Annotated in this window: 25 protein-coding genes; 9 read left to right on the top strand and 16 right to left on the bottom strand. The window is 41.3% G+C overall.

Annotated features, from left to right (window positions below; translation table 11 throughout):
• Positions 1-26: 26 nt before the first annotated feature.
• The 4 genes from M3O96_RS05670 to M3O96_RS05685 form a co-directional block, all read right to left on the bottom strand.
• A complete protein-coding gene (locus tag M3O96_RS05670; protein WP_249719333.1) occupies positions 27-1,301 on the bottom strand; it encodes a TRAP transporter large permease in 1,275 nt (424 codons plus the stop codon).
• Positions 1,298-1,777 carry a TRAP transporter small permease gene (locus M3O96_RS05675; RefSeq protein ID WP_249719334.1) on the bottom strand — a complete coding sequence of 160 codons (480 nt, stop codon included), beginning with the start codon at positions 1,775-1,777 and terminating at the stop codon, positions 1,298-1,300. Before M3O96_RS05675 ends, M3O96_RS05670 begins: the two co-directional genes overlap by 4 nt.
• 83 nt (positions 1,778-1,860) lie before the next feature.
• Positions 1,861-2,844: a TRAP transporter substrate-binding protein gene (locus tag M3O96_RS05680; protein ID WP_249719335.1), complete on the bottom strand. Its 984-nt coding sequence runs from the start codon at positions 2,842-2,844 to the stop codon at positions 1,861-1,863.
• A gap of 136 nt (positions 2,845-2,980) precedes the next feature.
• Positions 2,981-3,583: a trimeric intracellular cation channel family protein gene (locus M3O96_RS05685; protein WP_249719336.1), complete on the bottom strand. Its 603-nt coding sequence runs from the start codon at positions 3,581-3,583 to the stop codon at positions 2,981-2,983.
• A gap of 120 nt (positions 3,584-3,703) precedes the next feature.
• Between M3O96_RS05685 and M3O96_RS05690 the strand changes: the two genes are divergently transcribed.
• Together M3O96_RS05690 and M3O96_RS05695 are read left to right on the top strand one after the other, a co-directional pair.
• Entirely contained in the window at positions 3,704-4,081 is a 378-nt protein-coding gene (locus M3O96_RS05690) for a hypothetical protein (RefSeq protein ID WP_249719337.1), read from the top strand.
• A gap of 52 nt (positions 4,082-4,133) precedes the next feature.
• Positions 4,134-4,598, top strand: coding sequence for a Clp protease ClpB (locus tag M3O96_RS05695; protein WP_249719338.1), 465 nt, complete (start codon positions 4,134-4,136; stop codon positions 4,596-4,598).
• Positions 4,599-4,690: 92 nt separating this feature from the next.
• On the opposite strand, the gene M3O96_RS05700 is transcribed toward M3O96_RS05695, so the two are convergent.
• The 7 genes from M3O96_RS05700 to M3O96_RS05730 all read right to left on the bottom strand — a co-directional run bounded on the left by M3O96_RS05700 (position 4,691) and on the right by M3O96_RS05730 (position 10,276).
• The gene (locus tag M3O96_RS05700) at positions 4,691-5,320 is read right to left on the bottom strand and encodes a hypothetical protein (protein ID WP_249719339.1); all 630 of its coding nucleotides are present in this window, start codon (positions 5,318-5,320) and stop codon (positions 4,691-4,693) included.
• Between the two features lie 3 nt (positions 5,321-5,323).
• Entirely contained in the window at positions 5,324-5,971 is a 648-nt protein-coding gene (locus M3O96_RS05705; protein ID WP_249719340.1) for a DUF4136 domain-containing protein, read from the bottom strand.
• Between the two features lie 243 nt (positions 5,972-6,214).
• Positions 6,215-6,874: a phosphatidylserine decarboxylase family protein gene (locus tag M3O96_RS05710; RefSeq protein WP_249719341.1), complete on the bottom strand. Its 660-nt coding sequence runs from the start codon at positions 6,872-6,874 to the stop codon at positions 6,215-6,217.
• Positions 6,875-6,945: 71 nt separating this feature from the next.
• Complete coding sequence (locus tag M3O96_RS05715; RefSeq protein ID WP_249719342.1) at positions 6,946-8,223, bottom strand: Glu/Leu/Phe/Val family dehydrogenase; 1,278 nt, start codon at positions 8,221-8,223, stop codon at positions 6,946-6,948.
• A gap of 71 nt (positions 8,224-8,294) precedes the next feature.
• Positions 8,295-9,152 (bottom strand): phosphatidate cytidylyltransferase, encoded by an 858-nt coding sequence (locus M3O96_RS05720; protein ID WP_249719343.1) that lies wholly within the window; start codon positions 9,150-9,152, stop codon positions 8,295-8,297.
• Positions 9,136-9,342, bottom strand: coding sequence for a putative signal transducing protein (locus tag M3O96_RS05725; RefSeq protein ID WP_241125481.1), 207 nt, complete (start codon positions 9,340-9,342; stop codon positions 9,136-9,138). Before M3O96_RS05725 ends, M3O96_RS05720 begins: the two co-directional genes overlap by 17 nt.
• Positions 9,335-10,276 carry a CPBP family intramembrane glutamic endopeptidase gene (locus tag M3O96_RS05730; RefSeq protein ID WP_249719344.1) on the bottom strand — a complete coding sequence of 314 codons (942 nt, stop codon included), beginning with the start codon at positions 10,274-10,276 and terminating at the stop codon, positions 9,335-9,337. Before M3O96_RS05730 ends, M3O96_RS05725 begins: the two co-directional genes overlap by 8 nt.
• 37 nt (positions 10,277-10,313) lie before the next feature.
• On the opposite strand from M3O96_RS05730, the gene dusB reads away from it, so the two are divergent.
• From dusB to M3O96_RS05745, 3 genes are all read left to right on the top strand, one after another.
• Complete coding sequence (gene dusB / locus M3O96_RS05735) at positions 10,314-11,303, top strand: tRNA dihydrouridine synthase DusB (protein WP_249719345.1); 990 nt, start codon at positions 10,314-10,316, stop codon at positions 11,301-11,303.
• 68 nt (positions 11,304-11,371) lie between these two features.
• A complete protein-coding gene (locus M3O96_RS05740) occupies positions 11,372-12,271 on the top strand; it encodes a DMT family transporter (RefSeq protein WP_249719346.1) in 900 nt (299 codons plus the stop codon).
• A gap of 49 nt (positions 12,272-12,320) precedes the next feature.
• Positions 12,321-13,082 carry an alpha/beta fold hydrolase gene (locus M3O96_RS05745; protein ID WP_249719347.1) on the top strand — a complete coding sequence of 254 codons (762 nt, stop codon included), beginning with the start codon at positions 12,321-12,323 and terminating at the stop codon, positions 13,080-13,082.
• Positions 13,083-13,094: 12 nt separating this feature from the next.
• Here M3O96_RS05745 and mnmC2 read toward each other — a convergent pair whose 3' ends face one another.
• The 5 genes from mnmC2 to M3O96_RS05770 all read right to left on the bottom strand — a co-directional run bounded on the left by mnmC2 (position 13,095) and on the right by M3O96_RS05770 (position 18,243).
• Positions 13,095-13,778 (bottom strand): tRNA (5-methylaminomethyl-2-thiouridine)(34)-methyltransferase MnmC2, encoded by a 684-nt coding sequence (mnmC2, locus tag M3O96_RS05750; RefSeq protein ID WP_249719348.1) that lies wholly within the window; start codon positions 13,776-13,778, stop codon positions 13,095-13,097.
• Positions 13,779-13,781: 3 nt separating this feature from the next.
• Complete coding sequence (gene ispF / locus M3O96_RS05755; RefSeq protein ID WP_249719489.1) at positions 13,782-14,264, bottom strand: 2-C-methyl-D-erythritol 2,4-cyclodiphosphate synthase; 483 nt, start codon at positions 14,262-14,264, stop codon at positions 13,782-13,784.
• Positions 14,265-14,307: 43 nt separating this feature from the next.
• Entirely contained in the window at positions 14,308-15,555 is a 1,248-nt protein-coding gene (locus tag M3O96_RS05760) for a M16 family metallopeptidase (RefSeq protein ID WP_249719349.1), read from the bottom strand.
• 52 nt (positions 15,556-15,607) lie between these two features.
• Positions 15,608-15,811 carry a heavy-metal-associated domain-containing protein gene (locus M3O96_RS05765; protein WP_249719350.1) on the bottom strand — a complete coding sequence of 68 codons (204 nt, stop codon included), beginning with the start codon at positions 15,809-15,811 and terminating at the stop codon, positions 15,608-15,610.
• 242 nt (positions 15,812-16,053) lie between these two features.
• The gene (locus M3O96_RS05770; RefSeq protein WP_249719351.1) at positions 16,054-18,243 is read right to left on the bottom strand and encodes a heavy metal translocating P-type ATPase; all 2,190 of its coding nucleotides are present in this window, start codon (positions 18,241-18,243) and stop codon (positions 16,054-16,056) included.
• A gap of 424 nt (positions 18,244-18,667) precedes the next feature.
• Between M3O96_RS05770 and bshC the strand changes: the two genes are divergently transcribed.
• The 4 genes from bshC (at position 18,668) to M3O96_RS05790 (ending at position 25,403) form a co-directional block, all read left to right on the top strand.
• Positions 18,668-20,239 (top strand): bacillithiol biosynthesis cysteine-adding enzyme BshC, encoded by a 1,572-nt coding sequence (bshC, locus tag M3O96_RS05775; RefSeq protein ID WP_249719352.1) that lies wholly within the window; start codon positions 18,668-18,670, stop codon positions 20,237-20,239.
• Positions 20,232-20,807, top strand: a complete 576-nt coding sequence (locus M3O96_RS05780; RefSeq protein WP_249719353.1) for a 5-formyltetrahydrofolate cyclo-ligase — start codon at positions 20,232-20,234, stop codon at positions 20,805-20,807. The genes bshC and M3O96_RS05780 overlap by 8 nt, the downstream gene beginning before the upstream one ends.
• Before the next feature lie 71 nt (positions 20,808-20,878).
• Positions 20,879-21,358, top strand: a complete 480-nt coding sequence (locus tag M3O96_RS05785; protein ID WP_249719354.1) for a hypothetical protein — start codon at positions 20,879-20,881, stop codon at positions 21,356-21,358.
• Between the two features lie 793 nt (positions 21,359-22,151).
• Positions 22,152-25,403, top strand: coding sequence for a SusC/RagA family TonB-linked outer membrane protein (locus M3O96_RS05790; RefSeq protein WP_249719355.1), 3,252 nt, complete (start codon positions 22,152-22,154; stop codon positions 25,401-25,403).
• The last annotated feature ends 5 nt before the right edge of the window (positions 25,404-25,408 follow it).

Genomic DNA, 25,408 nt, shown 5'->3' on the forward strand with positions numbered 1-25,408 from the left:
GTCAACTGTCGTCTATAGACTTTTTTTCAATCATAAAACAAAGAAGGAAGAAAAAGGGAAATTCCCGGCACAAAGGTCACGAGCATTAAGACAAACAAACTTACCAAAAGAAAAGGAACTCCAGCCTTGGCAATTTTTTCCATGGGAATCTTACCGATACTGGAAGCAACAAAAAGACATACCCCGACAGGAGGCGTGGTAAGTCCAATGACCAAGTTCATCACCATGATCATCGCAAACTGAATCGGGTCCACTCCGATATGTACAGCTACTCCGAGCAAAACAGGAAACAGGATCAGCAAAGACGCAATCGTCTCCATAAAAGCCCCGACTATTAGCAGCAGCAGATTGATGAGCAAGAGGAGGAAAATCTTGTTTTCAGTAAGACTCAATAAACTTTGAGCAATCATTTGGGGAATCTCCTCTACGGTCATGATCCAAGCAAAGAGATTGGCAAAGCCGACCAACACCATCAATGAGGCAGTCATCTTAGCAGAATCCAGGATAATCTTGGGAATCATCTTGAACTTGAGTTCACGGTAGACAAAAAGCCCAATCGCCATGGCATAAACCACCGCTACAATGGAAGCTTCTGTCGGGGTAAACACACCTCCAATTATTCCAAAAAGAATTAAGAGCGTCATCAAAATTGCCCAGAATGCCTGGTAAAAACTCATGGCCATTTGCACAAATGGGACACGGGGATTTTTGGGATATTTTCTTTTGACTGAAATGATGTAAGTGACAAGCATCAAACCCATTCCTAGCAAAAAACCTGGGATTATCCCAGCAACAAATAACTTCCCTACTGATAGTCCGGTCAAAGTGGCTGCAATGATCATTGGTAAACTTGGAGGAACAATTGGTCCGATTGTGGAGGAAGTTGCAGTTACTGCGCAGGAAAAGTCCGTGTCATAGCCTTCCTTCTCCATGGCTGGAATCATCACCGAGCCGATACTCGCCGTATCAGCAATAGCAGTTCCTGATATTCCGCCAAACAACATCGAAGCACCCACATTTGCCAATCCCAAACCACCCCGGATATGTCCGAAAAGCGCATTACACAATTGAATGATCCTGTTGGTGATGCCACTGGCATTCATCAGATTACCTGCCAAAATAAATCCAGGAATGGACAGCAATACAAAAACATCGAGCCCCGCATACATTTTTTGAGGAATGACAATCAAGGGCAAGTCCGAAAATAGGATATAAACAAAGGAGGCCAATCCCAAGGCAAATGCAATGGGAAATCCAAAAACCAACAACAGCAGAAAAAGTATGAATAGCAGGATAGTCATTGATTCTGAAGGATTTTTTTAAAATTTCTCTGAATCTCAATCATGGAATAATAGGCCACAAAGAAGGACATGCATGTCATAGAAAAATAAATGAAAGCCATATTGACCTTCATAGCAGCGGAATCTTGCAGACTTACAATCTTCATCAATGGAATGCTAAAACCAAACATGATCATCATCAATACGAAAATGGAAAGAAGGATTAGGGTATCCATCCAAATCCGGCTTTTTGTAGTCAGGCGGTCTAGAAAAATAGAGACATTGATATAAGCCCTATCCTTGACCGCTAGACCTGCACCCAAGCTGACCATATAGATAAAACAGAACCTTGCCATTTCTTCTGTCCAATGTGGTGACCAAGGCAAGGCATATCTGGCAATTACCTGTAACATGACTGTCAGGATCATCAATATGAAACTGATAGTGACTGCCCATTCCAATATTTTATCCATGGTAGTTTGTGAGATTTGAGACATGAGATACTAGATTTGAGATGTGAGAGTTGAGATAGGTGTGGCATTCTTGAAAATAGGTGCTTTCCTTTTAACCTAGCTGATTTTCATCTTACTTCCTGGATTCTTTTGTACAGCTCTTTTTGTTCCTCTGTAAAGCTTGCCATGACCGCAGCGCTTGCCATTTTTTCAAAAGCTGCTTTGTCTACTTCGATAAACTCCATTCCTTTTTCTTTCAAAAACCTGGAGTCCAATTCTTCTTGTTTTAGGTATAGCTCATGTTCATAAGCTTGCATGACATTGGCTGATTCCAAAATGATTTGCTTCAAATCAGGCGGCATACTTTCAAATTTCTTGTTCCCCATGACCACATAAGCCCATCCTTTGACATGTTCGGTCAGGTTACAATATTTCTGAACTTCATAAAGTCCTGCATTCCGGATCAAAGCAAAAGGATTCTCCTGACCGTGGATGGTCGATTGTTGCAAAGAAGTGAAAACTTCAGAAAATGCCATGGGTGTGGGTTTGGCTCCCAAAGCGCTCCAGGTAGCGACGTAAAGAGAAACATTGGGAACCCGAATAATCAGACCTTTGAGGTCGTCCGGATGTCGGATAGGTATATTCGTTGTCAGGTTTCTTGCTCCCCTTTCAAACCATGCGATGGGTTTTAATCCTGCCACTTGGGTGATATGGGCCTCGATTTCTTTGCCGATTTGCCCACCGGCTACTTTCTTGAGGTGATCCGAATCTCGGATAGCATATGGCGTGGCGCAAAGGATGGCCAAAGGAAGACTCCAATTTTCCAGAGATTCTGCAGTGACCATGAGGTCCACGCTCCCTCCCAATATCCCTGTCAGCATATCCATTTCCTTTCCAAGTTGCTCGTTGGGGTAGACCTTAACTTGTACCCTTCCTTCAGATTTATTATAAACTTCCTCTGCAAATTTTAAAGCTGCTTTGTGCCAGATGTTGTTTTCATTGGCAAGATGGCCAAATCGAAGGGTATATTCTGGTTTGGATTTTGAATCTTGTTGCTTACAGCCGATGAGGACTAAAGCAATTAAAAAAATGTAGGGAAGGCTTTTTATCATTCTGGGTTTTGTTGGTGATTCTTTCGCAGAAGCTAAGGATCAATAATTTATTGAAAAAAATCTGCTTTCTAAATAAATGGTAGACTATTCCCTGTTCTGTTGAAAAATATTGGATTTAAACCAATACCTCAAAATTTCAATCCAATCTCGGCAAACTCAATTTGTATCTGACTGCAATCAATCGGATACTGATAATCACAGAAATAGAAACCAGCAGGTTGATGTCCCTGTGAACACCAAAGTAATTCAAAACCAAATAAAGAATAGCTCCTGCCAAACATGCGGAGGCATAAACTTCTTTGCGGAAAAGTATCGGGATTTCATTGACCAAAGTATCGCGGATGACACCGCCCATCACAGCCGAAAACATGCCCATGATGGCTGAAATCTCAGGTCTGAATCCTAGACTCAAAGATTTTTCAACACCAAGGACTGTAAAAAACCCTATCCCAAGGGTGTCAAATAGAAACATGGTTTTCCTCAATTTCAACATGATTTTCGGGAAAACTAAAGCAGTAAAAATCCCTGCAAAAATTGCATAAAGAAAATAGACATCTCCTATCCAAACCAAGGGATAAGATCCCAACAACACATCCCGCAGTGTTCCTCCTCCGATAGCGGTGATGAATCCCGTGAATCCTGCTCCAAAAATATCATGCTCGCGATCCCTGACTGCCAAAGCACCGGAGATGGCAAAGACAAAAGTTCCAACCAATTCTAGGGGATATTGAAGATCCATTTCAACTTAAAATATTTATCAAAGGAAACTCATTTCGGGTCTTCATAAAAGTGATTGTGGGTTTTTTGAATTTATATGGTAAATTCCTAACTTGAACAAAGCCAAAAACCCCTAAATAATATGAGAGAAAGACTGAATGTATCGATCCAATCCGCTAGTTTGATTCTTGTTGCAGCCGGACTTGCTTGGGTGGTATGGTCCAATGATACCACCATGAAAGACATGTTGACTTATTTGATCATCCTCATTTTATTGATAGAGGGATTGAGTCTCTTTCTGATCGGAAAAGTATATCCTGAAAGTCACACCACTTTCAAAACAGGAATATTGGCTTCACTCCTGATACTTTTTGGCGTTAAAATCATGGTGCCGGATCTGTTTATTCCTTTGACCATCACCGTTTTCGCTATCAATTTTATGTATAATTTTTATACCAATGGAAAAAGAAGACAAGGAACCTTCAAAAGAAAAACAGGAAATAAATTAAAAACCAGGTAGGTCGATGATCGGCATAACTTTTGAAAGGAAGTAAGTAAATTAAAACCATAAAATGTTGAAAAGATACCTTTTAATTATTTTGTTCCTTGCTCCTTTCACCCTTTTTGCCCAAGCCAAATTGGATAATCTAGTATCCGAAAGGACCAAAATGCATGCTGCATGGAAAACCTCAGAATCCAAAAAAACAGGGATTTTTGGTAACCGCACTAAAAAAGACATGATCGAAACCAATGAATGGATGGAAAGGATCATCCAAAAGGACAATCAGATCATGGATGAATTGAAGATGCTCAGCGAGATCCAAAAAACTGAAATCACCTACGAAAAGAATGATTATAAATTTATCTCCCAAAAACAGGAAAGAGAAATCGCCATGCTCAAAAGGACTTTGGCTGAAAAAGAGGGGATGGTAACAGAGCAAAAATCAGAAGGAAGAACCTATGAGTGGTTGACATTTATCTTCTTCCTAAGCACTTTAGTTTTGGGCCTTTTGCAGTATAAAAGGGTAAAAGGTTAAGATTACATTAGCCTAACAATCGAAGTCCTTTCCCCCGCTTTCAATTCCAACAATAAGCCATTCAATTACATCTCCCAACAGGGCTTGAGTTTCTAAAAATAGCTTTGCTTTAACCCGATACTAAACACCATAAATGAGTAGTTGAAGGGTTGATTACTATGTAGAAAGAAATTGTAGCGCGTACTCAAACTAATTGAGGTTACTTTATCTATCGGTAGATCTATACCCGCTTGCGGGGTAAGGGAAAAACTCATGAATTTTCTTTGATCTTCATAAAATCCAACCCGCAGCACCTGATTGGAATGAGCGGTTCCGATTCCCATTCCCACCCATGGCAAAATACCTCCATCATCGATAATGGTGTAATGTACAGTTCCTTGAATCGGGAAGGTGTTTATCGTTCGAAACTGATTGCCATGGATAGCGGCATTGCCATTGTTTAGCTCTTGTGTATAATTATCAAAGCGCTGCGCAAAAACTTGCCAGCCAAGCAAAAAACCAACAGTAATTTTGGGTTTAACAGCCCAGCGATTTTCTATACTGACTCCTCGCCACGACATGCTGCTGATGAAATCATTAGACATTTGACCAAGAGGAACGGCGATATCATAGTTTATACGAAAGTTATTTTTCCTAAAATTGGGCACCCGAATTTTATTCGTTTGGGCATTTGCTGAAATTCCAAAAGCGATGATTGCGATAAAAACCAGAACTTTTTTCATCGTTTAACGAGTCAGGTAAGGTGATTGTAAAAACATTTGATCAATGGCTCCCAACGTGCGGTTAGTTAGGTTTGTGACGTTACCCCTAAATAGCCCGGTACCTACGCCATACCATACCTCAGGAATGACTTGGTTTCGTTTGGGGAGCGATTTTCCATCCAGTAGCTCCACTATAATAGCACCGGTGCGAATATTGGAAGTAGTGACTTGGGGTGGAAAGAAGCAACAGCCTCCCCAGCCCCAACCTCCCCAACCTCCCCAGCCGCCCCAACCTCCCCACCAAGTGGAGAAATAGTTATCGGAACGGTTTACACTTACTAAAACAAGGTAGTCGGCCTGTGTAGCCAAATTACTATCTGAAATTTCTGTGTAACCTGCTTGGTTCATATTAAATCGTACCCGATTTAAAACGAGACGCAGATCAATTTCAAGGTCCGTATTAGATGTACCAGGATCGGTTAAAACAATGACCGTATCTGCCAAATAATAAGTATCGATAGCGGGATTGCTGAAATCAAAATCAGGGTCTGATTTTTCGGTGAATACCGAATCATAATCTGATACAAATTCCGGTTCGATGGGGTAGCAACTGCTGAACAGCAGGATGGAAAAAAAAGTGAACCCTGTTAATAGATTGGAAAGTTTTTTCATTGAAGCATAAATTGATGCCAAATCTAAGAATAAACGCTAAATCCAATCTTAATTTTACTCCATTTCTTAAACTATTGATAATTAACCGTAAATCGCAGTCATTGTCAGAGGAATAAACCTTATCTAACAAAAAATATTTCTTTATCGACTCGGCGAAGTTTAAACGTTTATTGGGATAGAATTCTAATGAAATTTCAAGTTCTTTTTATCTGTCCTCGCGATTACAAATCACGAAGAGCTCAATCACTTTAACCTTGCAATCGGTGTTCTTCCACCTTTGGTTTTTTCATCCATGCTTACCAAAACCTCCGCATCCAAAGGTAGATAGACGTCTACTCTTGAGCCAAATTTGATAAATCCGAATTCCCCGCCTTGAGCTAATGGGGTTCCTTCCTTGACATACCATTTGATCCTGCGTGCCAATGCCCCTGCAATCTGACGGACAAGGATCTTCACCCCGCTTTTATGCAAAAGGACCATAGTGGTTCTCTCATTTTCAGTACTGGATTTTGGATGCCATGCTACAAGGTATTTTCCTGGATGATATTTAAAAAACTCCACGACACCGGCTATCGGCGAGCGGTTGACATGGACATTGATCGGAGACATGAATATCGAAACCTGCATTCTCCGCTCATTAAGGTATTCGGTTTCGGTAGTTTCTTCGATGACGACTACTTTGCCGTCGGCAGGAGCAAATACCAGTTTATCTTCGTTGGGAAGTGGAATGAATGGGTTTCTAAAAAACTGGAGTATAATTAAATAAAAAACAATACTGACCAATAATATAACATTGAGAACGGTCTCCTGCTCAGGTATCCACCTGTTCAACCCAAAATTGACCGCTACTAAAATTAGCAATAGCCAAAACAACAATGTCCTACCTTCTTTGTGAATACTCATGAGCTATAAAATTGAAAAGGCGTGAAAGTTGACTTCCACGCCCCAAATATAGTAAAAACTTTTTTTTGACCTTAAAAACCTCCCCTATAGGTGTAGGTTTTAGCTACTTTGTCTATCGCAACAATATACGCTGCGATTCTCAATGGAACTTGGTACTTAATAGAAGCCTCATACACATGGTCAAAGGCGTCTTTCATGATCCTGTCAGACCTTCTGTTGACCCTTTCGGCTGTCCATTTGTAACCGAGTCTATTTTGGACCCACTCAAAATAGGAAACCGTAACACCACCGGCATTTGCCAAAATATCCGGTACTGCCATGATGCCTTTGTCATTTAGAATGGCATCTGCCTTTGCCGAGGTAGGGCCATTGGCACCTTCGACGATCAGCTTAGCTTTGATTCTATCAGCGTTGGCAATGGTGATGACGTCTTCTACTGCAGCTGGAACAAGGACATCTACTTCCAATTCAAGCAAATCCATGGCGTCAGCTAATTTCTCAGCACCTTTGAAATTCTCAAGTGTCCCTTTATTGCTGTCTCTGTAGGCGATGGCTTCCTGTATGTTAATGCCATCAGCATTGTAATATGCTCCGGAAATATCAGAAATCGCTACAATTTTCAACCCTCTTTCTTCTAACAGCAATGAAGCCCATGAACCCACGTTTCCAAATCCCTGTACGGCACATGTTGCCTGAAAAGGATTGATTTTGAGTTTTTGCATGGCAGCCAAGGCGGTTACCATGACGCCACGACCGGTGGCTTCGGTTCTTCCCAATGAACCGCCCAATACCAATGGCTTGCCGGTAACGACAGCATTGACAGTCATGCCATGTGCTTTGGAATATTCATCCATCAGCCATGCCATTTCTCTTGGTCCTGTTCCCATATCCGGGGCAGGTATATCTTTATCAGGACCAAAGACATCGATCATCGCAAGGGTGTAAGCCCTCACCAATCTCTCAATTTCACCGGCTGACATTTCCCTTGGATTACACCTCACACCACCTTTACCTCCGCCATAAGGAATGTCCACGACGGCACATTTCCAAGTCATCCAAGCAGCCAATGCCCTGACCTCATCCAAGTGGACATCGGGTGCAAACCTAATCCCTCCTTTTGCAGGTCCTAGGATGTTGGAATGGATTACCCGGATCCCTTCAAAAACCTTGATTTTACCATTATCCATGGTAATCGGAAGGGAGACGATGACTTGTTTGGCGGGATTTTTTAGCACGTTGTAGATCTCTTCTGAAAGACCTAATTTTTCTGCTGCAATGTGAAATCTTTCCATCATGGACTCCAGCGGATTTTCTTTATCCTTGATTGGAGCCGGTTCAATGTAAGCCATATTGGGTTATTTTAGTTGACTGTTGATTAGGGTACAATATTAAGGAGTTTTTTAATATGCCATAGGTAAAATTAGAAGATTTTCAAAAAGGCGGCTATAAATGGGGCCGATAATAACAATCCGTCAAAACGGTCCATAAATCCACCATGTCCCGGAAGGGATTTTCCTGAGTCTTTGATCTCAATGCTTCTCTTGAAAAGTGACTCTATCAAGTCACCGTACGTGCCTGCGATGATGATAATGGTTGCCATACCCAGCCATTGCCATTCTTCGATGGACTTAAAATTTTTACCCAAAAAATAAGCAACGAGAAAAGCTGCGGCCGCTCCTCCCAAAAACCCTTCCCAGGATTTTTTTGGGGATACCCTTTCAAACAGCTTGGTCTTGCCAAATTTGGTTCCGGCAAAATAAGCGCCCGAATCCGAAGCCCAAAGAATGAAGAGCGCCCCAACAATAACCTCATAATGAAAGGACCCATCCACTGAAAAAGCCGCAACGTTTAAAAGAGAAAAAGGAACCGCCACATAAAATAACCCTAAGAAAGTAAAGGCAATTCCCGTAAAAGGTTTCTTGTCCGTTTTCCTGTACAATTTGATAAAGAAAACCAGAGAGGCTAATGGGAAAATCAGAAAATAATATTTCTCATTTAAGTGCTCCATCCCTATAAAAAACGAGAGAGTAAAAATACTAAGCCCCAAAAATGTTCCAAAGCTTTTGAGCGGCAACATGCCGTCGAGTCCAGAAAGCTTGTAGAATTCCATTTGGGAAAACGCCAATATTAACCCAAATATCAAGAAATAAAGCCAAGGACTGATGATCGAGCCTGCCACGATGATGCCCGCTCCGATGATCCCTGTGATTACCCTTTGGCCAAGATTACTGTAATTATTTATGTTAAATCGGTCTCTGACTCTAAAAGGAGATCTCATTCTTGACAATATTTAATGCTTTTGAAAACTCAACCTGGGGCACCATCACCTCATATTGTCCGTGTATCCTGTACACCGATTCTATTTTATTCATCACGACTGCAGGAATCCCGTTTTCCTCCAAGACTGATTTGACAATCTCTGCCCTTACCGGAGAGCCATCTGAAAATACTTTCTGCCAGTTATCCATCTGATTCAATAATTTGAGATTTCTCTTTAAACATTCTAAAACCAACAAGCAAAATCAACAATCCTAACATTGCGAGTGGTACCGATACCTGATCGGTCTCTTCTATATTAAAATCCAGTTTGCCCAATTTATTCAAATAAACCAACACCACTGTGAAAGTATTGTTGAGAATATGTCCGACAATAGGATATAACAGACTCCCCGAATATAAATAAAGGTATCCGAAAATTGCTCCAAGTACCATTCTTGGAAAAAATCCATAAAATTGAAAATGGATCGCTGAAAATATAAAAGCAGATAACCAAATCGCTATGTGTGCATTTCCGGTAAATAAATGAAGCTTAGGCTGTAGCACTCCCCTAAAGAGAAATTCTTCCCCTATTCCTGCCAAAACCCCGATTACCAAGATTCCCGCAAGAAACTCCCAAACATTTTCAAAATCTGTCAAATATTTGGTCAAAGCCATCAATTCATCCTCTTTGGACCTCATCATCTGTTCCAGTTCGCTCAGAAATTCCGGCAGGATGATTTTGGCATTCCAGTCAATCAACAAGCTATTGAATAGAATTGATCCCACCATGATCACTATAGTCAAAGCAAATCCCATGAACTTAAACCTTGACAATTGTTGTTGCCATCCAAAATCAGCCTTATCTATTACCTTGGCTATCAGAATACCTGCCACCAAAAAGCCAAGTCCGCCTCCAAGTCCCTGCACAAACAGAAAAGCCATTCGGCCATTTGGATGATTGGATTCTGCTGTGAATAAGGCTGTCAGCTCGTCAAGGGGGATATTAAAAAGGAAGGGAATAAGTAAAAGTCCGAGGCCTTGCAAAAGAATTAATACGCCAAAAGTAATCAAAACCATCACTACAATAGACAAAAGCCAATTACTTTTGGTTGTGATGGGTACTTGGGTTTTATATATATCCATAATTGGGGTAAATTTACACGAAAATTAGAATTAGGAAGTGGTTAAAATTGGAAACATAGAATTAGGGGATTTCCCCTTGCTACTCGCTCCCATGGAAGATGTGAGTGATCCTCCCTTTAGAGCTGTATGCAAAGACAATGGGGCGGACCTCATGTACACAGAATTTATAAGCTCGGAAGGATTGATCAGGGATGCTGCCAAAAGTATCCAAAAACTGGATATTTTCGAATACGAGCGTCCGGTCGGCATTCAGATTTTTGGGGCCGAAATAGAATCCATGAGGGAAGCAGCTGCCATTGCTGAGGCTGCCGGACCGGATATATTGGACATCAACTATGGTTGTCCGGTGCATAAAGTAGCATGCAAAGGTGCAGGTGCAGGGATTTTACTGAACATCGATAAGATGGTGTCCATGACAGCCGAAATCGTCAAGCGTGTCAATATTCCTGTCACTGTCAAAACCCGACTAGGTTGGTCTCATGATACAATTCGTATCGTGGAAGTTGCGGAGCGACTTCAGGATATCGGTATCCAAGCGATCAGCATCCATGCCCGTACCCGTCAGCAGATGTACAAAGGTGAAGCAGATTGGTCATACCTCAACTTGGTGAAAGAAAATCCAAGACTGCACATTCCTGTTTTTGGGAATGGAGATATTGATACTCCTGAGAAGGCAAAAGAATACCGAGACAAATACAATGTAGACGGCATGATGATCGGCCGTGCATCCATCGGCTATCCCTGGATCTTCAATGAAATCAAGCATTTCTTCGAAACAGGAGAAAAACTAGCAGGTCCTGATCTGGAACAAAGGATCAATGTCACCAAAAAGCACCTTGACTTTTCAGTCAAATGGAAAGGCGAAAAACAGGGAATACTTGAAATGAGAAGGCATTACACCAATTACTTCCGCGGCATGCCTAATTTCAAACCATACAGAAGTCAGATGGTCACAGCGGAAACCTACGATGAAGTAGCTGTTCTTTTGGATGAAGTAGGAGAAGTTTTTGCCGATTATCAATTTTAAAGCAGGATTCAGCGAAAATTTTCGGATTTTAACATTCCAAATCACTCCTATTCTTCCTATTTCATAAAATGACTAAAGACATCCAAGCAGAAGGCGCCTTGAAGGCATGGGGTTTTCTTATTGTATTGGCGCTGATCTGGGGAAGTTCTTTCATTTTGATCAAAAGAGGATTGGAGATTTTTTCGCCGGGAGAAGTTGGCGCATTCAGAATCGTGGCAGCAGGTATGGTCTTATTGCCGCTTTCATTGCCAAGATTGAAAACCCTGAAAAAAAGACAAGTCAAAAACCTGATCATAGTCGGGTTCATGGGCAGTTTTATTCCTGCTTTCCTATTTGCAAAAGCCCAAACCCAACTCAGTTCTTCACTTACCGGAGTTTTCAATGCGATGACTCCCTTATTTGTGGTCATTATCGGGGCGTTGTTTTTTCAGGCAAGGATTACCCGAAGAAACAGCTTTGGTTTGGCCATTGCTTTTGTTGGGGTCGTCATTCTGTTGATGGTGAAGGAAGGGACTTATTTTGGGGATTTTTCTGAGATCAACTCCTACGCCTTCTATGTATTGCTTGCCTGCCTGTGTTATGGGTTCAACCTGAATATCATCAAGTACCGCTTTGTTGAACTCAAACCTGTGGCGATCACAGCCATTTCACTGCTGATGGTTTTGCCGATGGCATTGATTTACCTGTTTGCCTTTACCCAGTTTTCCTTCAAGATCCTTCATGTCGAAGGCGCAGTCGAAGCAGCCGGCTACATTACCTTACTTGGGGTTCTCGGTACAGCCATTGCTTTGATCTTGTTCAATATCATGGTAAAAGTAGCAACTCCGGTATTTGCGAGTTCAGTTACCTACCTTATTCCGATTGTGGCCATCATGTGGGGATTGTTGGACGGAGAAGTATTATTGCCCGGTCATTATTTTGGGATAGTGGCTGTGATTTTTGGGGTTTGGATAGGGAATAGGAAGTGATTCCTATAAGTGGTGTAATTGATACAACTTTAGTAAAACAAAAAATCAAATGAAACTCAACTTTAGAAAAACCGGAACCGGTGAACCCCTGATTATCCTTCATGGACTTTTTGGATCAGCAGATAACTGGTTCAGTATCGCCAAGGAACTTGAAAAAGATTATACGCTTTACCTTGTGGACCAAAGAAATCACGGGGATTCTCCACACAGTGAGGACTGGAACTACCAAGTAATGGCAGAAGATATCAAGGAACTGATGGAAACGGAAGGCATTGAATCTGCTTACCTCATGGGGCATTCCATGGGAGGCAAAACGGTGATGGCTTTTGCATTACAGTTTCCGGAAAAAGTTAAAAAACTGATTGTGGCTGACATTTCACCGAGGTACTACCCGCTTCACCATCAGGAGATTTTAAAGGGACTCAATGCGATTCCCATTGAGGAAATCAAGTCCCGCAAAGAAGCAGATGATATTCTTTCCAATTATGTCAGCAATATGGGGATCAGACAGTTTCTGCTCAAAAGCCTTGGTAGAAATGAAAAAGGAGGATTTCAATGGAGAATCAACCTTAAAACCATCACCGAAAAAATTGAAATCGTAGGAGAGGAAATCGACTCAGACAATTCTTTTGAAAACCCGACGCTTTTTATGGGTGGGGAAAATTCAAACTATATTTCTGATACTGACAAAGTATCTATTTCCAAATTATTTCCAAACAGCAACATCATCCATCTCAAGAATGCAGGGCATTGGCTTCATGCCGAACAACCGGGGGCTGTGATCGAAACAGTCAGGGCTTTTCTGGGATAATGATTTAAATATTCATCCTTTTGTTCCCCGTACCATCTCATTTTTGCCGGGAGGGCCGGGGAGGGTTTCTACTGTCAAACCTAATTCTTGGAGGGTTCTTTTGAGTTTGCCTGTGGCGCAGTAGGTAACGAGGATTCCTCCGGGATTCATGGCGTCTATAACCTTATCCAAGATCTCTTTTGTCCACAATTCAGGTTGTTTTTTGGGTGCAAAAGCATCATAGAAGACGATATCTGAAGGGTACAGAATGGCTTCTTCCAAAGTGGTCTGATCCTTTTTCATGTTGAAATACTCGGAATAGACCAAGCCCTCATTCCACGGAGATTGGTGAAGTTTCTTGAAAAAATGGGCATAATGGTAGATAGAGGTATCTACTTCTGTGTAGTTCAATTGCTCATAGATTTCTTTTTCCAAAGGAAAAGGTTCTATGGTATGGTAGAGGACCGGTACTTTATACTGCTCTGCCCAGACGAGCGTAAGCCATGCATTCAGTCCCGTGCCAAATCCAACTTCAAAAATCCGGATGGGAAACCTGTCAGGATTGCGCATAAACCAAGCTTCGAGTCCATACAGCATAAAGACATGGATAGATTCTCGGTAAGCGCCATGAAACGAATGGTAAGATTCCTTCAATTCGGGAAGGTAGAGGGAATGTGACCCATCGTCAGTGGTGATGATTTTGACTTCTCTTGCCATACTTCAGGCTTTATGGATCAGCACTACGCAATAAGCGGAAATACCCTCCTGTCTTCCTACAAAACCCAATTGTTCGGTGGTGGTGGCTTTGATTGAAATGTTGGAAATATCCGTTCCCATCACTTCGGCAAGGCAGGTTTTCATGGATGGAATATGTGGATTCAACTTTGGAATCTGAAGACAGACTGTCGAATCGATATTTCCTATTTCATAGCCTTCTTTTCGGACAAGCGCCATCACTTCCCTGAGCAGGATTTTGCTGTCGATGCCTTTGTATTTTGGGTCTTTGTCCGAAAAGTGGTAACCGATATCCCTCAAATTGGCCGCGCCCAAAAGCGCATCACAGATCACATGGATCAATACATCTGCATCTGAGTGTCCGACAGCACCTTTTTCATGTTCCAATTTGATGCCTCCCAGCCAAAATTCATAGCCTTCCTGGAGTTGATGCACGTCATAGCCGAAGCCGATTCTGAAATTTGCCATAAAATAGACTTTAGTCCCGATAGCTATCGGGATGAGACAAAGGCTAGGTCTTTCCATTTTTAGCCTTGTAATAGACGACGGAAGAGTTTTCTTCGATAAGGATTTTATTCGCCTGTTTTATTATTTCTTCTGATGGGATTTTGATTTTCTTTTCGTATTCTATTTGCTGGTAATCAGGGTTGCCAAGGTGGGCATTATATGCCAGACTCATGGCCCTATTCAGCAGTTGTACAGATTCATAGGTTTTCATGGCCTCTGCCTGATTTTTGATTTTGGTTAGGGTATTTTCAGAAACGGTGGAGGTAAGAAATGCAGCCACGACTTCATCCAAAGCTTTTTCAGCAAGTTCGGCTGATTGTCCTTTTTCCATTTTACCTGAAAAAACCAACAATCCCGGATCCACTGTGCCGAAGATATAAGAGCCAATGGAAGCAAACAGGTTACCGTTTTTGACCAATTGCTGTTCAAGGATAGAGGAGCGGCCAAACCCAAGAATATCTGTGATCAAATCCGATTCAAGATAGCCATCCTGTAATTTTCCCGGCATGTGATAGACCTTGTACAAAGCATCTGTAGGTACATCTGCTTCTACAACTTTTGTTTTCTTGCTCTTTTGAGGCAATTCCTGTAAAACCGTATCCTTTGGAATTGGCGCTGAGGGAATATCTCCAAACCATTTTTCGGACAAAGCTTTTACTTGTTCCAAAGTCACGTCTCCTGCTACGACCATGACCGCATTGTCGGGACGGTAATGGGTATAGTAGAACTCTTCCACATCCGCTTTTTGGTAGTTGACGATGTCCTCTAGGTTTTTGCCGATGGTGGGCCATTGGTAAGGATGCCTTTCGTAAGCCAATCCCCGGATATGGTGGTGGACATCTCCATAAGGTTGGTTGATGTACCGCTGCTTAAATTCCTCGATCACCACTTTGCGCTGGGCTTCAATGGTTTTTTCTGAGAGGTTGAGGTGGAGCATCCTGTCCGATTCGAGCCAAAATGCGGTCTCAATATTGGTAGCAGGAAGGGTAATATAGAAATTGGTGATGTCGGTATTGGTAAAGGCATTGCAAGAGCCCCCGACTTTTTCTAGTTCTGTGTCAAATACGGGTACATTCTTGGAGCTGCCAAACATCAAGTGCTCAAAATAATGGGCAAGTCCTGTTTTTCCGGCAATTTCATTTCTTGAGCCTACTTTGTATAGGATGTTCAACACGGCTATTTTGGTACTCTTGTCCTCATGGACGAGCACCTGAAGGCCATTGTCCAGTACAAATTGTTGGTAGTTGATCATTGAAAATTTTCGGCAAAGCTAAGAAATAAAAGCAATTTGGAGGGCAATTGTTTTAGGAAAGCAGTTCCCCTTTGTATCCGGAGTTTTCCAGGGCCTGAATGATCTCGTCGGCATTTTTCTCGCTTTCTACAGTGAGAATCCTGTCTGGACTTGTCAGGTCAACCTGCCATGAACCGGCGGCGATTTTTTCCATTTCGGGAGTGATGGTGGCCACGCAGGCAGCACACTTGACGTTGGTTTTAAATTGATTTTTCATAAAAGAGATATTAAATGTGAGACGTGAGATTTGAGACAGAGTAAAATTCTGAATTAATAATGAAGAATGAATAATGGCGAACACAGAAGACGAAAGATTGTGAAAGATTTCACCTTGTCTTTTCGAAGGAGGTACGACTGAGAAATCTTAATTAGAACCAAGTCCTTCGACTTCGCTCAGGGACCAAAAGAACCCAGAGACAAGAGCTGGTATTAATATAGTTTGTTTGTTGAAAGTAAGTGTCATTTTCTAAGTCGAAGGCTATTGGTGACAACTGAGACTGAACTGAGTGCCATGGCTGCCCCGGCGATCATGGGGTTTAGCAGGAAACCGAACACCGGATACAGAACCCCTGCAGCAATTGGAATCCCGATGATATTGTAAATAAAGGCCCAAAAGAGATTCTGTCGGATAATTGTCACTGTTTTTTTGGTCAGTTGTAGTGTTTTTGGGATTTGAGATAAGTCCGAATGGACCAAAGTCACCTCAGCGACTTCCATCGCGATATCAGTTCCTTTTCCCATGGCAATACTGAAGTCAGCTAGACTGAGTGCCTCGCTGTCATTGATGCCGTCACCTGCCATGGCCACATGTTTTCCCTGTGCCTGCAAATCCTTGAGGTATGCTGCCTTATCCTGTGGCAACATTTCTGCCTTGAAATGAACGATACCTGTTTCTTTGGCTACCCAAGCTGCGGTTTTGGTTTGGTCACCCGTCAGCATGTGAATGGCAATACCCATTTGCTTCAATTCGGCAATGGCTTTTTTAGATGTTGCCTTGATAGGGTCTGCAATTTTGAAGACGGCTATCAGATCAGCATTTTTTGCTACGAATACGACGATGGCACCTTCTTCAAGGGCCTTCGCCGATTCGGTCATCAGTGATCCGGTCAATTCCACTCCCAAGCTTGCTAACCACTTCGTGGTACCTATGCGGTAGGTATCCTGACCGCCTTTTGCGCTTACACCTTTTCCTGTTTCACTTTGGAAATCAGTGATATCGTTTTCTAGATCTACTTTCTCAAAATAACCTGAAATGGCTTTGGCCAAAGGATGTTCGCTTTTGGATTCGATGGCTTTGATGACAGCGGCATCTTGCTCGGTCCATTTTTCACTGTAAAAGGCCCCGATGACTTTCGGGTTGCCTTCTGTAATTGTGCCAGTTTTGTCCAAAATCAAGGTGTCAATGGTTTTTCCTTTTTCAAGGCTTTCGGCATCTTTGATCAAAATACCCATTTCAGCGCCTTTGCCCATGGCAGCCATAATCGCTGTCGGCGTAGCCAATCCCAATGCACAGGGACAGGCAATCACCCACACGGTAATCAAGGCGAGCATCCCCCTCAACCAAGAATCCTCGATTCCACTGAAACCCCAAACAAAGAAGGTGATCAGCCCAATAGCCAATACCACAGGTACAAATATCCCTGCCACTTTATCTACCATTTTCTGGATTGGGGCCTTGGAACCTTGGGCGGCTTTGACTCTTTGAATGATTTGGGCTAGGAAAGTATCACTTCCAACTTGCTCTGCGGTGAAAGTGAAACTTCCCGAACTGTTGATCGTTCCGGCAAAAACTTGGGTGCCTTTTTCCTTTAATACAGGAAGCGGTTCGCCCGTAAGCATACTTTCATTTACATAAGAAGAACCTTCGAGGACTTTTCCATCCAATGGGATTTTTTGACCTGGTTTGATTAAAATAACCTCTCCTTTTTTGACCTCGCTGGTTTTCATGGAGATTTCCTTTCCATCTTTCAGGACAATCAGGTCTGTCGGCTGTAGGTCCATTAATTTTTTGAGTGCTGCGCCGGTACCGGCTTTGGCGCCTGATTCAAGGGTTTTTCCCAAAAGAATAAAGAAAATGATCACAGCCGCCGCTTCGAAATACACATGGACTTCAAGGCCTTTGGAAGCAAGGTATTCAGGAAAGAAGGTGTTAAAAGTGCTGTATATATAGGCTATCCCTGTACTGAGGGCGACGAGCGTATCCATATTCGCCTGTCGGTTTTTGGCTAATTTCCATGCTTGGATGAAAAATTGTCTTCCCATCACAAGCAATACCGGAGTGGTCAGGGCCCACATGATGTAATTGCCATAGGGCATGTGCATCCAAAACATGCCGATCAGGAAAACAGGCAAAGCTAAAATGCCTGCATACAATGTTTTTTTCTTGAGTTTTTGATATGCCTCGAGTTGCATTTTTTCCAAATCCTCCTGCAAGACATCTTCTATCATCAGGTCGTAACCTGTAGATTGGACTTCTCTCTGAAGTTTTTCTAAGGTTACAACATCATCTTCCCATTCTAGCAACGCCACGTGATTGGCATAATTGACGGAGGCAGATTTCACCCCTGGACTCGTGGAAAGCGTTTTTTCTATAGAAATCGCACATGCCGCACAACTCATTCCTGTAACAGGTATTTCTTTCTTCTTCATTTTTCTAGATTTTACTCTCAATACAATGTCATCAACTTCCTATTTCCTAACTCACTTCCTCTCCACTTCCCACCTTCACTCTTACCACTTACCTCTCACCATTAACCTCTCACCTTTAACCTCTTACCACTTACCTCCCGCCATTAACCTCTTACCATTAACCTCTTACCACTTACCTCTCACCACTTACCTCTCACCTCTTACCACTTACCTCTTACCTCTTACCTCTCACCCTAATCCCCCCCCCTCATCCTTTATTCTCACAAATCTACCTTACCAGAAGCCCTCCTCTGTCATACAATTTTTGAAAAAATTAAACGCCACTATTGCCATTCTTGTAATAAGAAAAAAAATGCGAACTTTATCATTTGTTGCGAAGTTACAAACACTTGATTCGTCAAAGAGAACGTTGAACCCCAAATCCATGATAAAAAGCACAGTTGATCCGGATTGTACCGGACAATTTTCGGCCCTATTTTTAGATTATATTCACCAAAAGCCCGAGATTTTTCCTTTCTACAACCAATTCCCCACAATCGAAAATTTCAAAAAACTCATAGAAGGAAAGAATTTTAAAGATGCACACCGAAAGGTATTGGTAGAGGCCTTGACCCAACAGTACCACGGAATCGGGGATAGTGAAATTACAAGTCACCAAATCAACTCCTTGGCAGATGCTAACACTTTTACAGTCACTACAGGACATCAGCTCAACCTTTTTACCGGGCCGCTTTACTTTATCTATAAAATTGTATCGACGATCAATCTTGCAGACAGGTTGAATGAGGCCTACCCGAATAATCATTTTGTCCCTGTCTATTGGATGGCGAGCGAAGACCATGATTTTGACGAAATCAATTATTTCAAACTAGACGGCAAAAAATACCAATGGAAAACAGATCAAGCGGGCGCTGTTGGAGATTTTGAACTGGATGAAAGTTTCAAGGCTTTTTTCAAGGAAGTATCGGGTTTTGTTCCAGATTTTTTTAAAGAAGCCTACCAAGGCTCCTCCAAATTATCGGAAGCAGTCAGAAAGTATGTTCACCACCTATTTGGCGAAAAGGGACTTTTGGTTGTTGACGGAAATGAACCGGCATTTAAAAAGATTTTTGTACCTGTCATCCAGGAGGACCTGTTTCAACATACTCCGCAAAGTCTTGCTGATTCCCAAACAAAAAAACTGGAGGACCTTGGCTATAAAAGTCAGATTTTTCCTAGAGAGATCAATTTTTTCTACATGGAAAAGGGAATCCGGGAAAGAATCGAAAAATCCGATACTATATATAAGGTGTTGAATTCAGAGATTTCATTTAGCGAAAATGAGTTGATGGAGGAAGTGGAGGCACATCCGGAGCGCTTTAGTCCCAATGTCGTGCTTCGTCCGCTGTATCAGGAAATGATCCTTCCTAACCTTGCCTATCTAGGCGGGCCGGCTGAAGTAGTGTATTGGCTTCAACTGAAAGGAATCTTCGATCACTTTGATGTGTCGTTTCCTACATTGATGCCACGGAACTTTGCGGTTGTTTTGGATAAAGCTGTCGAAAAAAAAATCGAAAAACTCAGTCTTTCAGATGAGATGCTGTTTCAATCGGTAGCTGAGTGGAAAAAGGATTTTATATCCGGCAATGCTTCGATGGATATCAGACTTAATGAGGAGAAAGAAGCCTTGTCATTGATTTTTGAAAAATCAGGAAAAACAGCAGCTGAGTTGGAGAAAAGCCTTGGCAATGCTTTTGAAGCAGCTAAGGTTCGTACTTTGAAGATCTTAGATCACTTGGGACAAAAGGTGAGGAAGGCGGAAGAACGCAAGTGGGATATTCAAATCAAACAACGGGAAGCCATCTTCCAATACATGAATCCGGGTGGAAGTCCTCAGGAACGGGTGGAGAATTTTATGAGGTTTTACCTCCAAGATAATAATTTCATGGACCAAATTCAGGAGATTTTCGATCCTTTTGACTTTTCATATATGGTTTTGAGAGTTGATCATGGATAAATCTGCCATTAGGAAAGAATACCTAGCCCTTCGAAAGGCGCTGCCAAATGAAAAAAGGGAAGCATATTCAAACATTATATGCAATCGGATTCTTGAATACCTACATGCCAATCCGTCTATCAGGCATATCCATATTTTTTTATCCATTTCCAGATTAAATGAGATTGACACTTTCCCCTTGGTGAAAAAGTTACAAGACCTTGGATACCAGCTATATACTTCCTATGTGAATCCCGAGAGCAAAGTTCTAGATACCTTGGATATTACCCATACCACCGAATTTGAATCAGACAGCTTTGGAATCCCCATTCCAAAAGACTTTGTTGTGGTCACAAGTGATCAGATTCAATTGGTGTTGGTTCCACTTTTGGCCTTTGATGAAAAGGGAAATAGGATAGGGTATGGCAAGGCCTTTTATGATATATTTTTAGCAAAATTGCATCATGAAGTAATTAAGGTAGGGTTGTCCTACTTTTCACCCGAAAAAGAAATTCCTGCCGAACCCCATGATATAAGGCTTGATATTTGCATTACGCCCGAAGAGATTTATCATTCTAGCCATTTTTGATGGTATTTATTAAAATTATTAATTTATTTCGCCCTCATTATTTATTTAAACTTAAATCCATTTGAAAATTTATGAAAAAACCAATTCTAATTCTCGCAGTCCTGTTTTCATTACTTTTTGTAAGTGAATCGAAGGCACAGTACAATACCGGAATAGGCCTAAGGCTCGGTTCAGGCAACGGTATCACGGTTAAGCATTTTATCAGTGATGGGGCCGCTATAGAGGGAATCCTTTACACAAGATGGAATGGATTTATCATCACAGGCTTATACGAAGTCCATAAAGACATTGATGGGGCCAAAGGTTTACAGTGGTTTTATGGAGGGGGTGCACATATAGGATCTTGGAATTCCAACAACCGTAATACGCCTTGGGGGGATAACAAATCGAGTTCAACTGTAGTAGGCTTGGATGGTATCATTGGTCTGGATTACAAATTCGACAATGCACCGATCAATTTATCCCTTGACTGGAAGCCTTCTTTCAATATCGTAGACAATGGAGGATTTTGGTGGGATGAAGTGGCATTATCTGTAAGGTTTACCTTCTAAAAGGCTATAATTTTGAGGATCGCATAAAGATGCAGAGGGAAGAAATCCTATCTGCATCTTTTTTTTGATATGTGCTTCAAAAAAGGCTTGTTCTGACTAAAAATGAATACCAAATATTATTTCGAAAAAATTAAAGTGCTAAAAGTGTCCAAAGATTCTTTTACGGATTGAAATGTTAACTCAAATACCATTGATTTTTACTAAAAATCGATTTTAGGTTAAAATATAGGGCCAAAACATATTTTTTTATGCCAGATCGAAAAAATCTAGTTCCAAACAGGTAAAATACTCAGATGGTAAAATATTTTTTGCATTAAGTAAATCAAAGAATCATTCCTTTTCTTTTTGATTCGATCTAATTTATGAATTATAATTATAATGGGTAAAAAATTATCAAATAATTAATTAATCGGCATATTCTATATCAGATATGCATTAACAGTAATTTTTTTTTATAAAAAGCTAAATTTTTTTTTCAAGCACAAACAGAATTAAATTCTGCGGATTAAGTTTGTATCTAATTTAAAAAAACTGATTGTTCTAAAATAAAACGAATTCCAAATAATTCACTTTTTAGACCGCTTAAATAAGAATTTGCCCGTAGGTGCCAGTAATTTTATGATATTTTAACTTTAACAATAATTAACATAAAGGATTATCATATGTATTTCCATTAAATATAAAAAAACAATTAAATAATAATAATTAAATAATATCAAAGGCCCTATTTTCCTTATTTTGAAATGTGACGGAAATAAATTTTATTTACAGATCAACTAAACTAAAATACCTTATGAGAAAAGCTTTACTCTTTGTTTTTGCGCTTTTCACCATGACACTAAGTATCGAGGTGTCGGCGCAACAACGGGTAATTACCGGAAAGGTAATTTCCGATGAAGATGGGCAGGGCCTCCCAGGCGCTACCGTCCTCGTGAAGGGTACAACAGTAGGTACTACCACCGATTTGGATGGTAATTACTCTATTAATGTACCTGCCGGATCCAATGTATTGATTTATTCTTTTGTGGGTTTAAAAGCCATGGAAGAAGCAATCGGTAACAGATCTGTGATCAATGTAACCCTCACTACTGATGCCTCCCAACTATCCGAAGTGGTAGTAACGGCTATCGGTATTGAGAAAGAAAAGAAAGCCTTGGGCTACGCAGTAACGACTGTAGGGGATGAGCAAATCCAAAACAGACCGGAAGCTGATGTTGCCAGGGTTCTTCAAGGTAAAGTAGCCGGTGTGAATATCACTGCTACAAACGGTATGTCAGGTGCTGGTACAAACATCATCATCAGGGGTTATTCTTCAGCAACCGGCTCAAACCAGCCTTTGTTTGTGGTTGATGGTGTTCCTTTCAACACCAATACGAATGCCACCAACGGTTTTACAACAGGTGGAGCAACTACTTCAAGCCGTTTCTTGGATATTGATCCAAACAACATTGAAAACGTTACAGTGCTGAAAGGTCTTTCCGCAACGGTATTGTATGGTGACCAAGGTAGAAACGGTGTAATTTTAATTACCACCAAATCAGGTGCAAACAAAAGGAAGTCTGCAGAAGTCACTGTGAACCAGTCCTTATTTACCAACCAAGCGGCGTCCCTCCCTACTTTTGGTAGCGAGTACGGCAATGGTTTCCATCAATTAGCGCCTCCTCCATTCTTTTTCTCTAACTGGGGAAATAGGTTGGACATTGGGCTTACACATGGGCACCCAATTGCATTGTCAAATATTGCGGGTATAAGAAACGCATTCCCTGAATTCTTTGTACCTAACCCTGATGGAACCCCTTCTACTACGCCTATTTCTTATGATTACAAGGCTTATGAAGATGTGAGTACTGCTTATTTCCAGACAGGCCTCGTTTCTAATACTTCTGTACAGATTGCAGGTTCTTCAGATAGGACGGGTTATTCTGCATCTTTCGGTTATACGGACGATGAGGGATTCTTACCGGGCAATAACCTAAAGAAATACAATTTTGGTTTGGGTATCAATTCTGCGGTGACTGACAAATTTTCCGTAAATTCTTCTTTCACTTTTGCAGTGACAGATTTGGTATCTCCTCCTGTCAATGCTGCTTTCGGTTCAGGCCCTAGTAATGGTATTCCTTCAGCTTTTGCAAATACACTATATGCACCAAGATCTTATGATTTGGCCAACCTACCTTTCGAAAATCCGGTCGATGGAGGTAATGTGTATTATCGTTCAGGTGGTGATCAATTGAATCCAAAATGGCTTTCAAAAAACTACGTGGAATCTTCAGTTGTAAACAGGTTCTTCAACTCAACCTCATTGAATTATGATTTCAATGACAACTTCTCTGTTACTTACAGGGTGGGATTGGACACTTATTCTGAAAACAGAGAAAATAAATACAACAAAGGTGGTGGAGGTGCAGTCAGTACCCTGATCAATACCGGTTATTATAAAACCCAGTATATCAGAAACACCATTTGGAACCAGGATCTGGTATTGAACTACAGAAAGACTTTGTCTGAAAAAGTTTCCATTTCTGCCCTATTGGGAGGAAACTCCAGGTATGATACCTATGAGCAGGATGGATTGGTTTCCACCGGTCAGTTGGCATTCAACCTTTTCAGACATTCCAACTTCCTTCAGGCTTCATCACGTGATCCGCTTAACGGCGCAAACATGCAATACAAGCAAGAAGAAAGAAGAATGGGTATTTATGGAGCAGTAACTGTTGATTATTCAAACTTCCTTTTCTGGAATATTTCAGCAAGAAATGACTGGACTTCTACAGTTGAGCCTGAAAATCAGAGAATACTTTATCCAGGTACTTCTGTTTCCTTCTTGCCTTCAGAAGCTTTCAATTGGAATTCAGCAGTGGTCAACGACCTTAAGTTGAGATTAGGTTATGGAACCTCAGCAGGTTTTCCTACTCCATATAATACCAGAAATATTTTGAATCAAAGTGCAAGAGCATTTCAAAATGCAGGCGGAACAATGTTTCAGACCCAATCAGTAAGTACAAATTTGGGAAATCCAAACCTGAGACCGGAATTGCATGAAGAAATAGAATTTGGTGTTGAGGCCACCATGTTCAATAATAAATTAAGATTTGACCTTTCTTTGTATCAGAAAAACACAAATGATCTGATCACAAGAGCCCCGATCGATCCTGCAACAGGATTTACCTTTACCAATATAAACATCGGTAAAATCAGAAACAGGGGGGTTGAATTCCAGGCAACTGCCACGCCAATTAGTACTGCGTCAGGATTTACTTGGGAATCTATTGTGAATTTTACTTTGTATAGAACGGTGACAATGGAATTGGGCGAAGGCCTTGAGGAAGTTGTAGTAGCCGGATTTACAGATTTGGGTAACTTTGCAATCCCGGGTCGTCCTTTCAACGTGATCAAAGGCTTTGGAATTGCAAAAGACGATCAAGGAAACAAAATTGTCCTTCCTAATGGTCAATATGAGCGTACCGCTAGTATCGTCGAATTGGGTGATCCAAACCCAAGATGGAATGGGTCATGGATCAACACCTTAAGGTATAAAGGCTTCTCTTTGAACTTCATGCTTGAATACAGACATAAAGGAGTAGTTGTTTCACAGACTGTAGCTGCTACTTTGGCTAGGGGTGTGACCAAAGATCCTGTGACTGACAGAGAGATGACATTTATCCTACCGGGTGTTAGAAATGTGGGGACAGCTGCGGAACCAAATTATATAGAGAATGATATTCAGGTGACTGCTGCTAACTACTTCTTTGACAATTATTTCTTTACGGACGAGGCGAGAACCTTTGATGGATCTACTGTTAGGTTAAGAGAGTTGTCTTTAGGGTATGATTTGCCAAGGACCGTGTTATCAAAGACTCCTTTCAAACGTGCTACAGTTGCCTTGAGCGGTACCAACCTTTGGTTTAGAGCCCTTAACTTCCCTCCAAATATGAATTTTGACACAGATGTGTTGGGTCTTGGAGTTGGTAATGGTCTTGGTTTTGACTTTGTAACAGGTCCTAGTTCAAAAAGACTTGGTGGTACAATTACTTTAGCATTCTAATCGCC

The organism is Aquiflexum sp. TKW24L (assembly GCF_023502205.1).
Lineage (GTDB): Bacteria > Bacteroidota > Bacteroidia > Cytophagales > Cyclobacteriaceae > Cognataquiflexum.

Coding starts and splice junctions, on each gene's coding strand:
- M3O96_RS05670 (WP_249719333.1), bottom strand. CDS start 1,301: ATGACTATCCTGCTATTCATACTTTTTCTGCTGTTGTTGGTTTTTGGA.
- M3O96_RS05675 (WP_249719334.1), bottom strand. CDS start 1,777: ATGTCTCAAATCTCACAAACTACCATGGATAAAATATTGGAATGGGCA.
- M3O96_RS05680 (WP_249719335.1), bottom strand. CDS start 2,844: ATGATAAAAAGCCTTCCCTACATTTTTTTAATTGCTTTAGTCCTCATC.
- M3O96_RS05685 (WP_249719336.1), bottom strand. CDS start 3,583: ATGGATCTTCAATATCCCCTAGAATTGGTTGGAACTTTTGTCTTTGCC.
- M3O96_RS05690 (WP_249719337.1), top strand. CDS start 3,704: ATGAGAGAAAGACTGAATGTATCGATCCAATCCGCTAGTTTGATTCTT.
- M3O96_RS05695 (WP_249719338.1), top strand. CDS start 4,134: ATGTTGAAAAGATACCTTTTAATTATTTTGTTCCTTGCTCCTTTCACC.
- M3O96_RS05700 (WP_249719339.1), bottom strand. CDS start 5,320: ATGAAAAAAGTTCTGGTTTTTATCGCAATCATCGCTTTTGGAATTTCA.
- M3O96_RS05705 (WP_249719340.1), bottom strand. CDS start 5,971: ATGAAAAAACTTTCCAATCTATTAACAGGGTTCACTTTTTTTTCCATC.
- M3O96_RS05710 (WP_249719341.1), bottom strand. CDS start 6,874: ATGAGTATTCACAAAGAAGGTAGGACATTGTTGTTTTGGCTATTGCTA.
- M3O96_RS05715 (WP_249719342.1), bottom strand. CDS start 8,223: ATGGCTTACATTGAACCGGCTCCAATCAAGGATAAAGAAAATCCGCTG.
- M3O96_RS05720 (WP_249719343.1), bottom strand. CDS start 9,152: ATGAGATCTCCTTTTAGAGTCAGAGACCGATTTAACATAAATAATTAC.
- M3O96_RS05725 (WP_241125481.1), bottom strand. CDS start 9,342: ATGGATAACTGGCAGAAAGTATTTTCAGATGGCTCTCCGGTAAGGGCA.
- M3O96_RS05730 (WP_249719344.1), bottom strand. CDS start 10,276: ATGGATATATATAAAACCCAAGTACCCATCACAACCAAAAGTAATTGG.
- M3O96_RS05740 (WP_249719346.1), top strand. CDS start 11,372: ATGACTAAAGACATCCAAGCAGAAGGCGCCTTGAAGGCATGGGGTTTT.
- M3O96_RS05745 (WP_249719347.1), top strand. CDS start 12,321: ATGAAACTCAACTTTAGAAAAACCGGAACCGGTGAACCCCTGATTATC.
- mnmC2 (WP_249719348.1), bottom strand. CDS start 13,778: ATGGCAAGAGAAGTCAAAATCATCACCACTGACGATGGGTCACATTCC.
- ispF (WP_249719489.1), bottom strand. CDS start 14,264: ATGGCAAATTTCAGAATCGGCTTCGGCTATGACGTGCATCAACTCCAG.
- M3O96_RS05760 (WP_249719349.1), bottom strand. CDS start 15,555: ATGATCAACTACCAACAATTTGTACTGGACAATGGCCTTCAGGTGCTC.
- M3O96_RS05765 (WP_249719350.1), bottom strand. CDS start 15,811: ATGAAAAATCAATTTAAAACCAACGTCAAGTGTGCTGCCTGCGTGGCC.
- M3O96_RS05770 (WP_249719351.1), bottom strand. CDS start 18,243: ATGAAGAAGAAAGAAATACCTGTTACAGGAATGAGTTGTGCGGCATGT.
- bshC (WP_249719352.1), top strand. CDS start 18,668: ATGATAAAAAGCACAGTTGATCCGGATTGTACCGGACAATTTTCGGCC.
- M3O96_RS05780 (WP_249719353.1), top strand. CDS start 20,232: ATGGATAAATCTGCCATTAGGAAAGAATACCTAGCCCTTCGAAAGGCG.
- M3O96_RS05785 (WP_249719354.1), top strand. CDS start 20,879: ATGAAAAAACCAATTCTAATTCTCGCAGTCCTGTTTTCATTACTTTTT.
- M3O96_RS05790 (WP_249719355.1), top strand. CDS start 22,152: ATGAGAAAAGCTTTACTCTTTGTTTTTGCGCTTTTCACCATGACACTA.